The sequence below is a fragment of the Gilliamella apicola genome (assembly GCF_003202655.1).
GTDB lineage: Bacteria > Pseudomonadota > Gammaproteobacteria > Enterobacterales > Orbaceae > Gilliamella > Gilliamella apicola_R.
This window is the reverse complement of the sequence record NZ_QGLR01000009.1, coordinates 450,855-466,692: the sequence shown is the minus strand read 5'-3', so window position 1 is coordinate 466,692 and position 15,838 is coordinate 450,855. Positions and strand designations below refer to the sequence as shown.

General features: G+C 34.8%; 16 protein-coding genes. 5 read left to right on the top strand and 11 right to left on the bottom strand.

Annotated features, from left to right (window positions below):
* Window positions 1–155: 155 nt before the first annotated feature.
* Window positions 156–1,643 carry a hypothetical protein gene (locus DKK70_RS06730; RefSeq protein ID WP_110433299.1) on the bottom strand — a complete coding sequence of 496 codons (1,488 nt, stop codon included), beginning with the start codon at window positions 1,641–1,643 and terminating at the stop codon, window positions 156–158.
* 955 nt (window positions 1,644–2,598) lie between these two features.
* On the opposite strand from DKK70_RS06730, the gene asnA reads away from it, so the two are divergent.
* Window positions 2,599–3,591, top strand: a complete 993-nt coding sequence (gene asnA / locus DKK70_RS06725; RefSeq protein ID WP_110433298.1) for an aspartate--ammonia ligase — start codon at window positions 2,599–2,601, stop codon at window positions 3,589–3,591.
* Window positions 3,592–3,817: 226 nt separating this feature from the next.
* Here the strand turns inward: asnA and DKK70_RS06720 are convergent, their stop codons facing one another.
* From DKK70_RS06720 to DKK70_RS06705, 4 genes are all read right to left on the bottom strand, one after another.
* Window positions 3,818–4,399: a DUF1161 domain-containing protein gene (locus DKK70_RS06720; RefSeq protein ID WP_110433297.1), complete on the bottom strand. Its 582-nt coding sequence runs from the start codon at window positions 4,397–4,399 to the stop codon at window positions 3,818–3,820.
* A 138-nt stretch (window positions 4,400–4,537) separates the two neighbouring features.
* A complete protein-coding gene (locus DKK70_RS06715) occupies window positions 4,538–4,771 on the bottom strand; it encodes a hypothetical protein (RefSeq protein ID WP_110433296.1) in 234 nt (77 codons plus the stop codon).
* A 506-nt stretch (window positions 4,772–5,277) separates the two neighbouring features.
* Entirely contained in the window at window positions 5,278–5,541 is a 264-nt protein-coding gene (locus DKK70_RS06710) for an SWEET family sugar transporter (RefSeq protein WP_258363435.1), read from the bottom strand.
* 283 nt (window positions 5,542–5,824) lie between these two features.
* Window positions 5,825–6,715: a dihydrodipicolinate synthase family protein gene (locus DKK70_RS06705; protein ID WP_110433295.1), complete on the bottom strand. Its 891-nt coding sequence runs from the start codon at window positions 6,713–6,715 to the stop codon at window positions 5,825–5,827.
* 215 nt (window positions 6,716–6,930) lie between these two features.
* Between DKK70_RS06705 and DKK70_RS06700 the strand changes: the two genes are divergently transcribed.
* Entirely contained in the window at window positions 6,931–7,683 is a 753-nt protein-coding gene (locus DKK70_RS06700) for an IclR family transcriptional regulator (protein WP_110433294.1), read from the top strand.
* 62 nt (window positions 7,684–7,745) lie between these two features.
* Here DKK70_RS06700 and DKK70_RS06695 read toward each other — a convergent pair whose 3' ends face one another.
* Together DKK70_RS06695 and DKK70_RS06690 are read right to left on the bottom strand one after the other, a co-directional pair.
* Window positions 7,746–8,966 (bottom strand): MFS transporter, encoded by a 1,221-nt coding sequence (locus DKK70_RS06695; RefSeq protein WP_110433545.1) that lies wholly within the window; start codon window positions 8,964–8,966, stop codon window positions 7,746–7,748.
* A 35-nt stretch (window positions 8,967–9,001) separates the two neighbouring features.
* Window positions 9,002–10,402 carry an aminotransferase-like domain-containing protein gene (locus DKK70_RS06690; protein WP_110433293.1) on the bottom strand — a complete coding sequence of 467 codons (1,401 nt, stop codon included), beginning with the start codon at window positions 10,400–10,402 and terminating at the stop codon, window positions 9,002–9,004.
* 144 nt (window positions 10,403–10,546) lie between these two features.
* On the opposite strand from DKK70_RS06690, the gene pdxS reads away from it, so the two are divergent.
* Both pdxS and pdxT read left to right on the top strand, forming a co-directional pair.
* A complete protein-coding gene (gene pdxS, locus DKK70_RS06685) occupies window positions 10,547–11,428 on the top strand; it encodes a pyridoxal 5'-phosphate synthase lyase subunit PdxS (RefSeq protein WP_110433292.1) in 882 nt (293 codons plus the stop codon).
* An 11-nt stretch (window positions 11,429–11,439) separates the two neighbouring features.
* Entirely contained in the window at window positions 11,440–12,009 is a 570-nt protein-coding gene (gene pdxT, locus DKK70_RS06680) for a pyridoxal 5'-phosphate synthase glutaminase subunit PdxT (protein ID WP_219999704.1), read from the top strand.
* Between the two features lie 118 nt (window positions 12,010–12,127).
* On the opposite strand, the gene DKK70_RS06675 is transcribed toward pdxT, so the two are convergent.
* On the bottom strand, window positions 12,128–12,850 hold the full coding sequence (locus tag DKK70_RS06675; RefSeq protein WP_110433290.1) for an HNH endonuclease: 723 nt from the start codon (window positions 12,848–12,850) through the stop codon (window positions 12,128–12,130).
* On the bottom strand, window positions 12,847–14,028 hold the full coding sequence (locus DKK70_RS06670) for an AAA family ATPase (RefSeq protein ID WP_110433289.1): 1,182 nt from the start codon (window positions 14,026–14,028) through the stop codon (window positions 12,847–12,849). The genes DKK70_RS06675 and DKK70_RS06670 overlap by 4 nt, the downstream gene beginning before the upstream one ends.
* A 270-nt stretch (window positions 14,029–14,298) precedes the next feature.
* Between DKK70_RS06670 and DKK70_RS06665 the strand changes: the two genes are divergently transcribed.
* Window positions 14,299–14,700, top strand: coding sequence for a GFA family protein (locus DKK70_RS06665; protein ID WP_110433288.1), 402 nt, complete (start codon window positions 14,299–14,301; stop codon window positions 14,698–14,700).
* 71 nt (window positions 14,701–14,771) lie between these two features.
* Here the strand turns inward: DKK70_RS06665 and DKK70_RS06660 are convergent, their stop codons facing one another.
* Both DKK70_RS06660 and DKK70_RS06655 read right to left on the bottom strand, forming a co-directional pair.
* Entirely contained in the window at window positions 14,772–15,212 is a 441-nt protein-coding gene (locus tag DKK70_RS06660; protein WP_110433287.1) for a hypothetical protein, read from the bottom strand.
* A gap of 4 nt (window positions 15,213–15,216) precedes the next feature.
* Window positions 15,217–15,810, bottom strand: coding sequence for a UbiX family flavin prenyltransferase (locus tag DKK70_RS06655; RefSeq protein ID WP_110433286.1), 594 nt, complete (start codon window positions 15,808–15,810; stop codon window positions 15,217–15,219).
* Between the last annotated feature and the right edge of the window lie 28 nt (window positions 15,811–15,838).

Genomic DNA, 15,838 nt, shown 5'->3' with positions numbered 1-15,838 from the left:
AAGCGATGAGTACACGCTAAGTCTTAAAATCGTTTTTTATTAACCATTTCATTAATTCAATTGTCTCTAGCAATCAAATATTTCCAAGAGAACTAACTCAGTTTTTACTGTTTATGCCACTCCAGTTTAAGAACTAATAGGCAAGAAATAAAGCGCTAAGGATAGACGCAAAGCCCATTGCTATTTCTTGGACTAATAACGGCATACAACCAACCAGAACCCGACCAAACGGCAAATTGGTTATCGGTCGTCCAATAACCGCCGTAAGTGGCGAAGTTGGCATTTTGGTAGTCTTTCATATAGCCCCACTCCGTGAATAAACCTGCAGCAATATGGCGCTGATAATAATTACCCGTTGATAAAGGCGTGGCACCTAATCCACGCTCATTAGAATTAGTTAAATCCTTAACTTTAGGCATACGGTATCCAATATTAGGGCACCAAGATGATATGCTAGAATAGTCATAACCTTTTTTAGCACCGCGGTTAACAAACCACTGCTTTAACTCAAAACCATATTTGACGATGGCATTACCATGGCTATCTCGACCTATTAACTCAAATACCTGAGGCAAAGATGGCTGATCGATATTACCCGGATTATCTGACTCCCATTGCGAGTCGGTAGCAACTGGGCCAGTTAGGGTAACGCGAACGCTAGTACTTGTTGAATTGGTCATAGTAGCAGTAATACCGCCACCGGAAACTTGAGCCCAAGTTAAAGCTTCACTACCAACTATATCTAAATCAAAATATAAATTATTAGCACCTGTGGTAGGAAAATTTAAACCATACGACGAAACGGATTGTGTGAGAAACCCCTTATCAGAGTTCCAAATCCAAGCAAAACCAGCGCGAGGACCTGTACCAGCATTTAAATTTGGTTTAGCAAAACAGACCGAAGGTGATGCTTTAGGCTGAACATAATAGGTCACATTTCTTTGACTTAAAAGACTTTCATTAGGTACACCATAACGTGTTTGTAATGTTCCTTCTGTATTAGATAAGGTCAATTTATAAGGTGACCTACAAACAGTAAGCACTTCATTACGGGCAACAGTTTGATTATATTTATCAGAGATAGCTAACATTAAATTACCTGTAACCGTTATACCGTCATCACCCTGACCATCACCATCATCATCGCCCCAATAATTATAGGGTGGACCGATAAGTAAACTTAATGCAATAGAATCACTATTAGTTGGGACTAACATATCTATATCTGCAAAACTCTCACCAATTGTAGGTAATTCGATTGGATTGGTTATACTTGAATTATTGGTTGTAGGCGTAAATTTTCGACCACTAGAAAGAGATATCCAGAACAGAGCATCGGTGTTGGTTGCTCGTGAGCGACCACCATCGAAGGTTAAATATGGTGCATTACCATTAATAATATTTGATGTTTTAGAGGTTAAAGCGTGGCTAGAATAGGAAGTTATTACCGACAATCCAAACCATAACCCTAAAAAGATCTGCTGGGATAAAGGTGATCGAGGCAACGATTGCAATAAAATTCGTGCAATTCCTTGCAATCTCGATAAAAAATAAACCATTGTTAAGAGTGAAGATTGTGAACTTAGCTTTGATGAAACTAAATTATAGGTTGGCCATGTTTCGTGTTTAAAATTATAATCCATTTCGACAGCCTTGTCAAGTAATCTTTTGATTTATTTGCGATTTTATACTCATCAACTAGATTCTAACCGTTTACATTTAACGGTTGAAAAAGTATAGTGACTGAAAAAAAACGATGCAACATTTTTTTCTATTTAATTGTTAACTTTCGTAAAGAAGATTACTAAAGACACCAAAATTGCATCTTATAACCCCTATTCCAAATAAAGCATAAGCACTCTACCTTTTCTTACAAACTTAAGCATATTGATGATAAAAAAATTTATTCGGAGATAATTGGTTGTTTTAAAAAATTCGAACAAGGAATTTATTAAGTTTTAGAACAGATTTTGCGCAGCAAAACTACATTTCTTAAAAATTTTTTCTTGAGTTTTAATGAGTTATTTTTAGCCAATAGCTATTTGTATTTTGCACGTTTTTAAGCTTATAAGCGATTTATATTATGTATAATATGATGGAATGAAATTAGAAAGGATTGATTGATATTTTAACCATACTGGATTATCTATATTCGATCTTTCGTCAATATCTATATGTGTTGATAGAAGGAGAATTAGATAATTGTTGATTATTTGATGGTCTTTAGCATTAAAATTGAAATATTTCAATGTTTACACTCATTAAAATGGGATAACTACCATCAATTTAACAAGCATGAGTAATTTAAGTGATTAATCCATGTGATTACCAATTGAGAAGATTGATGCAATAAGATTAAGCAAGGTGGTTTAAAAACAAATTATATTTTATTATGAATAATACAAACTATTTAATTCATTTCTAATCGTTTTCTTTTAACTAACTGGTAAAATTAAAAATATTTTGAATACTTATCGTATTTTGAGAATAATAAGAATAATTTTTCATCTGTGATTCACTTCGATTAACTAGACTTGCATATTTCTGTTTTCTAGTTTAATTTATCGTCACTAACCAATTCACTTTTTGAGATGAAACATGACGATATCATTTAAAGAGCAGCAACAACGGATCAATTTTGTTAAACACTTTTTTGCCGAGCAATTAGCCAATAACCTTTCACTAATTGAAGTTCAAGCACCAATATTGAGTCAAATTGGTGATGGAGTTCAAGATAATTTATCTGGTACTGAAAAAGCAGTTCAAGTTAATATTAAGAGTATTCCAAATGCACAATTTGAAGTGGTGCATTCATTAGCGAAATGGAAACGTAAAATTTTGAGCCAACACCATTTTCCAGTTGGAGAAGGTATTTATACCAATATGAAGGCCCTACGCCCTGACGAAGAAAAACTCTCTCCTATCCATTCGGTTTATGTCGATCAATGGGATTGGGAAAAAGTAATTCGTCCTGAAGATCGTAATTTAGCTTATTTGAAGCATACAGTTGAAAAAATTTATAGTGCGATTAAAGCAACCGAAAAAGCGGTTTCCGAAAAATATCACCTTTCTTGTTTTTTGCCAGAAACGATCACTTTTATGGATAGTGAACAATTGTTAAAACGCTATCCGAATTTATCACCGAAAGAACGTGAAAATGCAATTACTAAAGAGTTGGGTGCGGTATTTTTAATTGGTATTGGTGGTAAATTATCAAACAATGAAAAACACGATGTTCGCGCTCCGGATTATGATGATTGGAGCAGTGACAATGAGATGGGCTCGAAAGGCTTAAATGGTGATATTTTAGTTTGGAATCCGGTGTTAAATAGTGGTTTTGAAATCTCATCAATGGGTATTCGTGTCGATCCTGAAACGTTAAAACGTCAATTAAAATTAACCAATAATGAAGATCGCTTACAATATGCTTGGCATAAGGCGTTAGCCGATGGTGATTTTTTGCAGACAATTGGCGGCGGAATTGGGCAATCTCGATTAACAATGCTACTTCTACAACAACAACATATTGGTCAAGTCCAAGCAAGCGTTTGGGATGATATGACTAAGCAAAATTATCAACAACTTTTGTAAATTAAATCCTATCTGCTTTTCCACTTATTGGTTGGAAAAGCAAGCTTATTATTGTCCTATTCCTTTTTCCCCTTCACTGGTTTTTAGTAAGAAAAGACAAAAGCTAACCAATACGAAGATTTTTGGTGTTTAACGCACAGCCTATGATTAGTTTATTAAATCGCTAATGCGGATAATTTACTCATTTTTAATGATATAAGGTTATCCGCACTGTTAATGTTAAAAATTAATTTGCTGATTTATTATCGGTTGCTTGATCTTCAGATATTGATTGATTATCTGTAGGGGCAACTTCTGGTACTACGGAATCATTTACCTCTGATGCTTTTTCAACTGATGAAGCCGATTGAGATGTAGTTGATTGAGATGTAGTATCTTGAGTAGTTGTTGCCGATGTTGAGGTTACTGTTGGTTCGACTACTGATTGAATTTTCTCATTTTCAGATGAATTGGTAACAGGTGCAACATCTTTATTAGGAGTGCCATCAACCTGCGGCGTTGTTGAGTTTGGTGATGTTGATGGCTCAACTGGGGCTTTAGTTTCATCTTTAACAGATTGTATATTTGATGATGAACTGACTTTACCACGAATATAGACAATGCGTTGCTTACCACCATTACATGAACCAACTACTTTCCCTTGACCTTGTATATCTTGATCTGCGGGAACCAGTGTTAGTTGAAAGTTATCTTCAGGCACACCGTTATTTTTGATTTTTTCGGCGATATTTGCTCTAATATCGTCACAATTAGACGCAGATACCACCACTGGAAAACTTAACAATAACATTATCGCTAACTTTTTCATAACCTTTCCTTTAAATTATCTAAATAAATATTATAAAACGATTATATGATCATTCCATATCGTTTGCTTAGATGCAACAAATATATCTTATCAAGATTGTTGAAAAAGCTAGCCTAATATAAATAGGATTAAATTTTTTTAATCACGCTCTTGATGTTGGCTTTCAAGTAATTTTAATTTATTTAAAACCCAAGCTCGAATATCAGATAATTCGGCTTCAGATAGTCTATTTACAAAATCTCTTTTTTCATGAAGTTGTTTTCGATCTTCTTCCGTCAAAACCACACCTTTTAGATTTAATAACACTTCTTTGCGGTACATAGAATAAATAAAATCTTTTATTAAATCATCAGAAAGATTAATGTCAGCCATGGTGATTTCCTTATTTTATGTCTGTAACACTTGTCATACTAACCATGCAAATTTAATTAAATTCAGATTAATGACATCATTACGTTCTATTGATATCAAAGATGAATCCAGCCTAAAAAACAGACTGACTTTAACTATAATCTAATCAATAATGCATGACAATGATCGAATTGAATAAAAAAACAGATAAGTTAGCTTTTTCTAAAAAATGCCAAGATGAAATTATCCACTTCATTACTTAATAAGTATTTAACAAACCTGTTGATAACTATGTAATATTATGATTATTATAAATTTAATTTCTTGGTTAAATTTTATTCTTCACCAGTATTCTATATTTTGGGGCAAAAATATTTAAATTTAATTTACAAAAATTACAATTCATTTGAGTAAAATTAAGCAATAATGGCTAAAAAAATACAGCATAACCTTTAAATTATGCTGTAAAAAAAACAAGAAATTTAAACAAGAAGTTATAAAGATATTAAAAAGATAATATAAAGATGTTATAAAGCAGTAAAAAATGCGATTAAACCAAATAATACACCAGGAAAATTAGCTATCGCAATTGGCCAATCCTTTTTCTGTTGTAATAAACCATAACAGACCCATAAAGAGCAGTTAATTGCTGCCGCCAAAGGTTGTGTCGGATTGGTTTTAAATCCATGAAGATTGTCAATAATTTGCGGGATATAGGATACGTACATGCCTAACGATGCAATCGTTGCGACGACACCCAAATAATGGAAAGCTTTTGGAGAAAGATTCAAAATCAACCTACCTGCTCAATAATGAATGGAGCAAGTAATCTAACATAGATAGCAAGGGAGTTAAACCTTGTTATATCAGGGCGTAAGATAATTTTTTGTAAATAAAATGATAAATTCTTGGCTTTATTTTTTAACCATTAAAACAACAGCATTGAGCTGCTGTTGTTGTTTAGTTAATGCTTAACGTTAATTTTACCAACAAAGCATTGATAATGAATTGATGTAATTATTGGTAAGATTATTAAGGTTTTTACTACTAAAGCGGTTACCTTCTATTTAGTCATTATAGTTTAAATAATTGCTTTACCTCATTTATCTGCTTATCATTCAATGCTCCACCATAGTTCCTTGAATTGGCTTTTAAGTAACCATGTTTTTCAGCAACTGCGGTTTTTATTGTGGTAACAAAATCATCACCAATATTGTAAATATTTGATAAACGACTAATCTCTTTTTGTAGAAGTTGGATCTGATGAAAATCATTCTCATTAAATGCTTTCATTACACTTGCAAAGAGCTCCGGCACCACATTATTTAGACCAGAAAGTACCCCAGCACCACCATTAAGTAAATTTGGAATAAAATATTCATCAAAACCAGCAAATACTGAGAAATCTTTACGGATAGATTGAGAAGCAAGCACAATGGAACGGGTATGTGAAGCACAATCAATCGTATCTTTAATACCAATAAACCTAGGACAATCTAGCATAAGTTTTGCGACAAGTTTTGCATCAACATCACAGCCAGTGCGCGCAGGGAAGTTATAAACAAACCAATCACCTAAAAACCGCGAATCGAGATATTTGTAATATTCATACAATTGATTGGCTGTTTGTGATAGGTAATAGTGAGGTAAAGCCATTACCGCTGGATATCCTGCATCATACGCCGCATCCGCTAAACGGATCATGTCATCAACAACGGTGGTAGATACATTGACAATTAGCGGTAAGTCAGTGAATTGCTGTGCTTGTTTGATAATAGCTAATCGTTCCTTAATGCTTAATGTCGCAAACTCACCAATGGTACCCATCACCAAAATACCGTTAATTTTTGCTTCGGTTAACATTTGGTAATGTTTTTCCATAGCGGCAAAATCAACACTATTTTTAGCGTTAAATGGCGTGATAGCAGGACAAATGGTTCCTGAGAATTTAGGGGATTTTTTCATAATAAGATCCTTATGTTTTACACCAATATATTGAAATAATATATAAACAGTTATTACCAACTAACTATTTAATCAATTTGCCAATTACTCAATAATATTTTTTAGTTATTGTGATCGAGATCACCAAATTAAAGCATAAATATGTCTAATAAATCATTGTAAAAAATTATAGATGTATTTAGACTAAATTGGTTTCAATATATTGGTGTAAATGTATGGGTAAAATATCTCAAGCGCCAGCCATCGATAAAGCCGCTCTAATTTTGAATTTTATTGCTCAAAATGGCGGGATGACTTATACGCAAATCTATCAAGGGCTTTCGTTACCGCAAAGCTCTTCATCATTAATCTTAAAAAGTATGGTGACTAATGGTTTGTTACGGCAAAAAGGAAATAAATACTTTTTAGGGCTTAATCTGTATGAGTTTGGTAACAAAGCGATTGAGCAATTTAATATTAAGGATTTAGCTCTCGAACCACTCTCGTTTTTACGAGATAAAACTCAGCTAGCTTGTCATTTAGGTATTTTAGATGGCGATGCGGCAATCTACTTAGCTAAAATTGAGAGCGATAACGCAATACAGATTAAAAGTTGGTTAGGTCGCCGATTATCTTTACATAGTTCAGCATTGGGTAAGGTTTTGTTAGCTTGGTTACCGGAGCAACATATTGATGAGCTGTTTCCTAATGAACAATTACCGAGTAAAACCAGAAATACCATATCAACTAAAACTGATTATAAAAAGGCATTACAAGTCGTAAGAAAACAAGGTTGGGCGTTTGACGATGGCGAAGATTTTGATGAAGTAACTTGCTTAGCAGCACCGATTTTTGATAAACATGGTAATGTTATCGCCGCCATAAGTACCTCAGGAATAAGGTTTCAAATGCCGCAAGAACGAATTGCTGAATTTACAGCGTATTTGCTGACCGCTGCTAGCATGTTAACTAAGAAAATAATCGGCTAGTTAAGAGATAAACCTTTTTCAACATTCAATTTAATTGAAAAAGTGAAAAAGGTTTTTATGCGTTAGCAAAGATGAGTTTGTTTGGTCTCTTTACCAAGGAATAATATAGCTAAAATAGCCACAAGAATTGATAAGCTAAATAGCCCAAATATCATGCTAACACTAACTTGGTTAGCCATTAAGAATCCCACCATCAGTGGACCTAATATGCCGCCAATTCGGCCAATTGAAGCCGCCATACCGGCACCTGTTGCGCGAATATTCGTAGTGTATTGTTCTGGGGTATAAGCATACATTGCTCCCCATGCGCCTAGATTAAAGAATGATAATAATGCACCACAGATAAGCAGTTGGTTAATTGAATCAGCAATACCAAATAGATAGGCACTGATCAAGGTTCCTAATAGATACGCCATCAATACCCATTTTCGCCCTACTCGTTCGATCAGCCAAGCAACAGTAAAATAACCCGGTAATTGCGCTAAAGTCATCATAAAAATGTAACCAAAACTTTTTACCATATCAAAACCCTTATGCATCATCACGCTTGGCAACCATAAGAACATGCCATAATATGAAAATACCACACAAAACCAAACTATCCATAACATTATCGTTTGACGACGAAATGAGCTTGATAGGAGCGATTGTAATTTCTTGATGATTGGCTCTTTTTGAGCATTATGATCTTGATATTGATATGAATGTGAGTCAGGTAAGTTAAAGCGTAGATAAAGCGCATAAAAAGCCGGTATTGCACATAAGATCATTGCGCCACGCCAACCGACAGCCGGTAGAGGAATTAAAAAGTAAGCGATCAACGCGGCCAAAATCCAACCTACAGCCCAAAAGCTTTCGAGTAACACCACGACGCGACCACGTACTTCAGGTTCAACACTTTCACTCACTAGCGTTGATGCTACTGGCAATTCGCCACCTAAGCCCATACCAATGAAGAATCGTAAAATCAGTAAACTACCCAGTCCCCAAGCAAAAGCACTTAAGCCACTGGCGATACTGAACATTAGTAAAGTAAATAAAAAAGCGGATTTGCGCCCTTTTTTATCGGCATAAATACCGAATAAAAAGGCACCAACAGCCATACCAATTGAGTTTACACTACCTATCCAACCCAGTTGTGAAGGTGTTAGCCCCCAATCTTGTTTTAAAGCAGCTAAAATAAAGGAGAGTAATCCCACGTCCATTGCATCAAAAAGCCAACCAGTGCCAGCAATGAGCAATAATTTGTTTGTAGATAATAAAGCGGTTTTTGAATTTTCCATAATAATTTGACCAACGAAAAGCTTGGTAGGCGTAATCAAATCAGATTTTCTTTAAAATGTCCATAGCTTAATCGTATTGAACCAAAATTATCCCCGAACTCAATGCCTTGGGACACAATTATATGTTTGGATAACAGTTGGTTTAAAATCACCAACTCTTGTGCGGCACTGTTAACGGGTAAATGAGCATATAAATGAAAACCACCGGTAGGTATTTGGTAAGTAATCTCTCCTTTGAAATAGTCATTGAACCAAGCCATTAGTTGATTGGCTTTGTGTTTTAGTTGTTGCCGTAACCATTTTTGATGGGTTTGATAGTGATGAGTTAAATACTCTTCGGCTAAAAGTTGCGGTAATATACTCAATCCAGAATCTATATAGTGCCGTATATTGGCTAATTTTTCGATGATTTCCTTGGGAGCAATCATCCACCCAATACGTATATTACGACCAATATATTTGGATAATGAACCTAAATAGACCACTTGATTACTGGTATCGAATTTTTTTATTGGTGCAATGTTAACCTTTGCATCAAAGGCTAATCCACTATAAGCATCATCCTCAACAATACCAATACACTGTTGCCGACAAAAGGCCAATATCTGTTTTTTTCGTGGATTACTCATCACGCAGCCAGTAGGGTTTTGAAATATTGGATTTAGAAATAACCATCTAATTTGCCGCTCTAACGCTACTTTTTGTAAACTCTCTAAGGTTATCCCCTCTTCATCACATTCAATGCCATAAAGCCGAACACCGGCTGCTTGGAACAGGGGCAACGAATAAAAATAAGAAGGTGATTCAATACCTATTGCATCACCGGGCTTTAATAATCCTTGGGTAATTAAAAATAGTGATTGTTGGGTACCTGAGGTTATTAAGATTTGATCAGTATCAATTGTCATAGCAAATTGCGTTGACATATAGTTGGCTATTTGCTGTTTGAGTGAAGGTAATCCCAATTGCAACCTGTCACTCTGCTTTTCATAAGCAACCATTTCATGAGAGGTGATATGAGGTAATATCAATTTAGGGATCATATTGGTTGGCAAATCACCATTAGCTAAATCACAAATATGCGCCATTTGTTGCCGAACCTGTACCACTTTTTGTTGGTAGACGTTGTTACGATGCTGATAAAAATTGGCAGGCAATCGCCAATTAATAGTGGAATAAACTTGTAGCCCCCATTTTTGTTCATTAACAAAAGTCCCACTGCCCACCTTACGTACTAAAATTCCTCGTTCAGTCAAGATATCTAGCGCATGCACAATAGTTGAACGGTTAACTTGTAGTTCCTTGGCTAAATTACGCTCAGATGGTAATCGTTCGCCAGCTACTAACACCCCTTGCTCAATATAGCTTTCAATCAATTGCGTGACTTTTTTAAATAAGGCACCACTAAAAGGGCTTAATTTTTGTTTATTCCACATCTTTTATTAATTAAGTTTTATAGAACTTATTACCTTAAACGCAAAATTGGATGGGTTAATTATAGTCCAATTGGCTGTTTATTGCAGTGATTTAATTCTGAATAATATTCCCCAGACTAGACAGCTAACAATTCAGGAGTAACAATGAAAACAGGTACACAAACTGTAAAACGTGGAATGGCGCAGATGCAAAAAGGCGGCGTGATTATGGACGTCGTTAATGCCGAACAAGCAAAAATTGCTGAACAAGCTGGTGCTGTGGCAGTAATGGCTTTAGAGCGTGTTCCTTCCGATATTCGTGCTGCTGGGGGCGTAGCAAGAATGGCGGACCCAACTATCGTTGAAGAGGTAATGAAGGCGGTAACTATACCGGTGATGGCCAAAGCACGAATTGGTCACATTGTTGAAGCGCGGATTTTAGAGTCAATGGGCGTGGATTATATTGATGAAAGCGAAGTGCTCACCCCTGCTGATGAACAATATCATTTATTAAAAGATGAATTTACCGTACCTTTCGTTTGTGGTTGCCGTGATTTAGGTGAGGCATTACGCCGAATTGGGGAAGGAGCTTCGATGCTACGCACCAAAGGTGAACCAGGAACTGGCAATATTGTTGAAGCAGTAAGACATATGCGTCGTGTCAATGAGCAAATTCGTCTAGTGGTTGGCAAATCAAAAGATGAACTGATGACATTTGCTAAAGAAATTGGTGCACCTTATGAGTTAGTATTACAAATCAAACAACTTGGAAAATTACCTGTGGTTAATTTTGCCGCTGGCGGTGTGGCGACACCTGCTGATGCAGCACTCATGATGCAACTTGGTGCAGATGGTGTATTTGTCGGTTCGGGTATTTTTAAATCGCAAAATCCAGAAAAATTTGCCAAAGCAATCGTTCAAGCCACCACTTATTTTGATGATTATCCAAGATTGGCTGAACTATCAAAAGGACTAGGTGAAGCGATGAAAGGAATTGAGATCAGCAAATTAAGTGAATCAGAAAGAATGCAAGATCGGGGTTGGTAATGACTTCAAAGGTGAGTAAAACCATTGGTGTGCTTAACTTACAAGGTGCTGTAAGTGAGCATTTAAATATGCTCGCCAGCCTTGATGGGGTGACCCCAATAACAGTTAAGCAACCCGAGCAATTAAGCCAGCTTGATGGTTTGATTATTCCCGGCGGTGAATCGACCGCTATTAGCCGTTTAATTAGACAAAATGGATTATTTGAACCAATCCAAACTTTTGCTAAACAAGGTAAAGGTATCTTTGGCACCTGCGCTGGATTGGTGCTTTGTGGTAGTGCAACTCAGCATAATGAGGTTGAACAACTGGGTTTAATGGATATTACTGTCGAACGTAATGGTTTTGGTCGGCAAATCGCCAGCTTTGAAACCATGTTAGATATTGCTCCTATCGGTAAACAAATTCCAGCCGTCTTTATTCGAGCACCTTATATTGCCAAAACGGCTAAGCAAGTAACACAACTCGCGTTTGTTGATAATCATTGTGTGATGGCAGAACAAAATAATATTTTAGTCTGTTCATTCCATCCCGAATTAACGGCTGATAATCGCATAATGCGCTATTTTGTTGAGAAATGTTAACGTGTAAAATGCAGTCCATTTTTAAACTATAAAAATGGCAAATTTTAGTAATATTCGATTATTGGCACTAATTATTAGTGCCTTTTTTATATATTATAGAAATACGATAAATATTTTATTATCGAGAATCTAATGCTAAATTTTTTGTAGCTTTATCTAATTCATCTAACTCATCACTCCATAAGTTATTACTTTTTAATTTTTCCTTAATTTCTGAGTAATAAGAATCATTATGGAGAGTATTTGATGTGAAGGCTGAAAAAGGTGTATCTGCTGAACATGCAGACAATAATCCTTTAAACTTGTTACGAAAAGCACAATCGATAATATTATTATAATGTAATTCTTCTAATTCTTTCTTAACTAAATTACAAAGTTCAAATCTTGGAGTTACCAATCTAGCATTATTATTCAAATCCAAAGTGTCAATTGTTGATTTTCCTATAGCTGAATGTAATCTAGGATATAGTCTAGCTCCTTCAACACATAAGTCCCTTTTTGGATCATCTTCACAAGGATTAATAATAGGTTCTTTTATTGGATCGTGATCCCTTTTATTTACATTACATTTTTTACAAGATGGTAATAAATTATTCCAACATAATACTTCAGACGGATAAAGACTTTTAGGATGAAAGTGATCAACTTCCATATAAGAATCTTTAATTTCTAATCTAGTCTCACAATAAGCACATTTATAATTGGACATTTCAAGTAACGCATTTTTTAACTTCTTGTTTTTCCAAACAGATTTATCTGTTTCTCTAAATTTATTAGTTAATTCTTTAGCTTTTTCAATTGACAAAAAAGTTGGGCAAGGCGTTCGCTCGATCTTAATCATTTATTTCGTCCATTAAGCATATCTAATTGAAAACGAAACAATGCCAAATCAGTACTATTCGGATGTAATTTTTCTTTAAGTTCCTTAAATATATTATTAGCTTTCAAAACATTATCTAAATCTAAAGCTTCGTTAAATTCTTTTTGTTTATTTCTAAACCATTCCGTTCTAGTGTCCTTCATTCCCATTACATTCATGAGAATTTCTTCGATTGTCCAACCTTTAAATCCATTTGGTGCAATATCTAAGGTTCTTTTCTCTAAATAACCATCTTGTCCTGACAATGCGATAACTTGATCTGCCTCTACTGTCTGAATAACATGAGGGCTATGTGTTGTGATAATAAATTGAATTTCAGGAAATAAAGTGACTAAAGTGTTACAAATCTTTCCTTGCCATTCTGGATGTAAATGTAGCTCTATTTCATCAATTAAGACTACACCTTTAAAATCTTTTACATCTCTATCAGGAAAGCGGATTTGAATTTCTCTGATGATTCCCCATACAATAGAAATGCATGTTTTAAATCCAGAAGATAAATATTCATAAGGGATAACGCCAGTTGGAGTGTTAACATAAATTTCCATATCCTGACGAAGTGCAGAAAATGTATACGATTGGTTTAATAGACCAAATGCTCTTTTAGCCAATTCAATTGAATTTTTATCATTATCTTTTGTATATTTTTGAAATGATAATAATTCATTTTTAATAAACCAATCTTTTGCTAAATCAATTGAAACGCCATCTAAATTACATAAATGATCCCTTTTTAAATCATGAATATTTAATTGTTCTACCAATTTGTGGGAGAATAATCTTTCTGTTTTAAAATATATTAAATTCTCAGGATTTCTACAATAAGAATTAATGGGTCTCCCAAAAAAAGGAGAATTATTATCAAATCTATCTTTTAACTCAGAATACTGAATTCGAAATCTACATGAAGATTCAGGCATATCGTCGTTTTTTATGTCAATAAAACCATTTTTTGAATCTGCTTTTTCTCTTAAAATAGAAATTGAATGCATAGAGAAACAATGAGCAATTGAATCTAAAATATTAGTTTTCCCAATACCATTTTCACCACAAATGATATTCAAATTTGGATGAAATTTATCTAATGTCAGGTTAGATATACCACCGACATTCTCTATTTTAAGCGATTCAATTTTCATTGCGATATCCTGTCCATTTTTTACGTCAGGATGATAGCATAATATTTCAACATTTGATCATTAAAAGCTTGACTATAAAACTGTTGATTTTACCAAATGGTTATGTATGAATTAATAAACTTACTTTAGATTAATTGTTCCGTTCTCAAATTTTTTTGTGTTTTTGTTGAATTATGTTAATTACTTAGTTATTAATATATTATTTAATAATTTACATGTAAAATGCGATAATAGATAGTAAATGCTATAAATAATATAAGGAAATTAATTATGATGACCGGTAATTGCTTGTGTGGTGACATTGTCTATCAACTTAATAGTGATATTAAAGCGATAGTTTTTTGTCACTGTTCACGTTGTCGCAAACAAACTAGTTCGGCTTTTAATTCGGCTACAGTGGTTAATAAAGAAGATTTAACCTTTATTAAAGGCGAAGAGAATATCAAAGTCTATTCCGACGCTGGCGTTAATCGCCATTTTTGTGGTAAATGTGGTTCGCATATTTTTTCTAGTCGAGATAATGATACTAGTACTTATCGTTTGCGCATAGGTCTGATTAACGAACCGATTAATGCTGAAAAACGTATTCATGTATATACCGGTTCAAAAGCAAATTGGGATACTATTTGTGATGGTTACCCTGAATATGAAGAAGGTATTCCGGCTAAGTAAAATTAGACCAGTAATAGTATAAATCGTAATTAACCAGACGATGATCATGGCGAAACCGAAATATCATCGTCTTAAAGCACTTCACTACGTTGCCAATAAGTTTTATGCGCAAAACCCATTAGGTTACTGGTCATCTTAATTTCTTGTAAACATATTGACCAAATCGGAGCTTTCATCACTCTGGCAAAGGGAAAAGCGTGATAATAGAGCTTATAGGCATGGCTTGCCTGATTTTCAGTAAGTAGTTCAGCTTTAGCTGAAAATTGAATGCCCTGAATCTTAGCGACCGATTTTGGACTAATACTAATTGTACCGGCGACATTTGGATTTTTTAACATCGCTTGTGCATGTTTGGTTTTTAATTCTGATAAGAGATATAAGCAGCAATTTTCTTCATCAAATACATAGAATGCATTACATGTCCATGGTTGATGTTCTGCTAATATCACACTTAAACTTAAGACATGTTGCTGTTGAATAAATTTTATGATTTTAACATCGGGGAGTTTCATTCTACTATTCAGACTTTTGATTTAAATGCAGATCTTCACCCCAGCGTGGTAAACTAGGCACATCAATATCGAACAGATCAAGTGCTCTGGCAACACTGTGAGTAATCATATCATCGATACTTTCGATGTGTTGATATAGCGCAGGGACAGGTGGAAAAATAATACCGCCCATTAATGTCACCATTTCCATATTTTTAATATGCCCTAAATGTAATGGTGTTTCACGCGTCATTAAAACTAAACGACGGCGTTCTTTCAAGACAACATCCGCAGCACGGGTTAATAAATTATCGGATAAACCATGAGCTATTGCTGCCAGAGTTCGCATCGAGCAAGGTGCGACTAACATGCCTATCGTTTTGTATGACCCACTAGCGATTGCGGCACCAATATTATCAACAGTATAGACGACATCGGCTAAGGATTCTAATTGGGCCAATTGGGATTTAGAATGCTCGTAATTTCCTGTGATTTTTGCTGCTTTAGAGATAACGAGGTGGGTTTCAAGATCCATGGGGTTGAGAAGCTCTAAAGCTTTTATACCATAAGCAAAGCCCGTTGCACCACTTATGCCAATTATTATCCTTCTCACAGTCATTTCAATTCCTACTGTTAAGTCTAATGTT

Bases quoted from the DNA above. Each gene is read 5' to 3' on its own strand.
- DKK70_RS06730 (WP_110433299.1), bottom strand. From the start codon at position 1,643: ATGGATTATAATTTTAAACACGAAACATGGCCAACCTATAATTTAGTT.
- asnA (WP_110433298.1), top strand. From the start codon at position 2,599: ATGACGATATCATTTAAAGAGCAGCAACAACGGATCAATTTTGTTAAA.
- DKK70_RS06720 (WP_110433297.1), bottom strand. From the start codon at position 4,399: ATGAAAAAGTTAGCGATAATGTTATTGTTAAGTTTTCCAGTGGTGGTA.
- DKK70_RS06715 (WP_110433296.1), bottom strand. From the start codon at position 4,771: ATGGCTGACATTAATCTTTCTGATGATTTAATAAAAGATTTTATTTAT.
- DKK70_RS06705 (WP_110433295.1), bottom strand. From the start codon at position 6,715: ATGAAAAAATCCCCTAAATTCTCAGGAACCATTTGTCCTGCTATCACG.
- DKK70_RS06700 (WP_110433294.1), top strand. From the start codon at position 6,931: ATGGGTAAAATATCTCAAGCGCCAGCCATCGATAAAGCCGCTCTAATT.
- DKK70_RS06695 (WP_110433545.1), bottom strand. From the start codon at position 8,966: ATGGAAAATTCAAAAACCGCTTTATTATCTACAAACAAATTATTGCTC.
- DKK70_RS06690 (WP_110433293.1), bottom strand. From the start codon at position 10,402: ATGTGGAATAAACAAAAATTAAGCCCTTTTAGTGGTGCCTTATTTAAA.
- pdxS (WP_110433292.1), top strand. From the start codon at position 10,547: ATGAAAACAGGTACACAAACTGTAAAACGTGGAATGGCGCAGATGCAA.
- DKK70_RS06675 (WP_110433290.1), bottom strand. From the start codon at position 12,850: ATGATTAAGATCGAGCGAACGCCTTGCCCAACTTTTTTGTCAATTGAA.
- DKK70_RS06670 (WP_110433289.1), bottom strand. From the start codon at position 14,028: ATGAAAATTGAATCGCTTAAAATAGAGAATGTCGGTGGTATATCTAAC.
- DKK70_RS06665 (WP_110433288.1), top strand. From the start codon at position 14,299: ATGATGACCGGTAATTGCTTGTGTGGTGACATTGTCTATCAACTTAAT.
- DKK70_RS06660 (WP_110433287.1), bottom strand. From the start codon at position 15,212: ATGAAACTCCCCGATGTTAAAATCATAAAATTTATTCAACAGCAACAT.
- DKK70_RS06655 (WP_110433286.1), bottom strand. From the start codon at position 15,810: ATGACTGTGAGAAGGATAATAATTGGCATAAGTGGTGCAACGGGCTTT.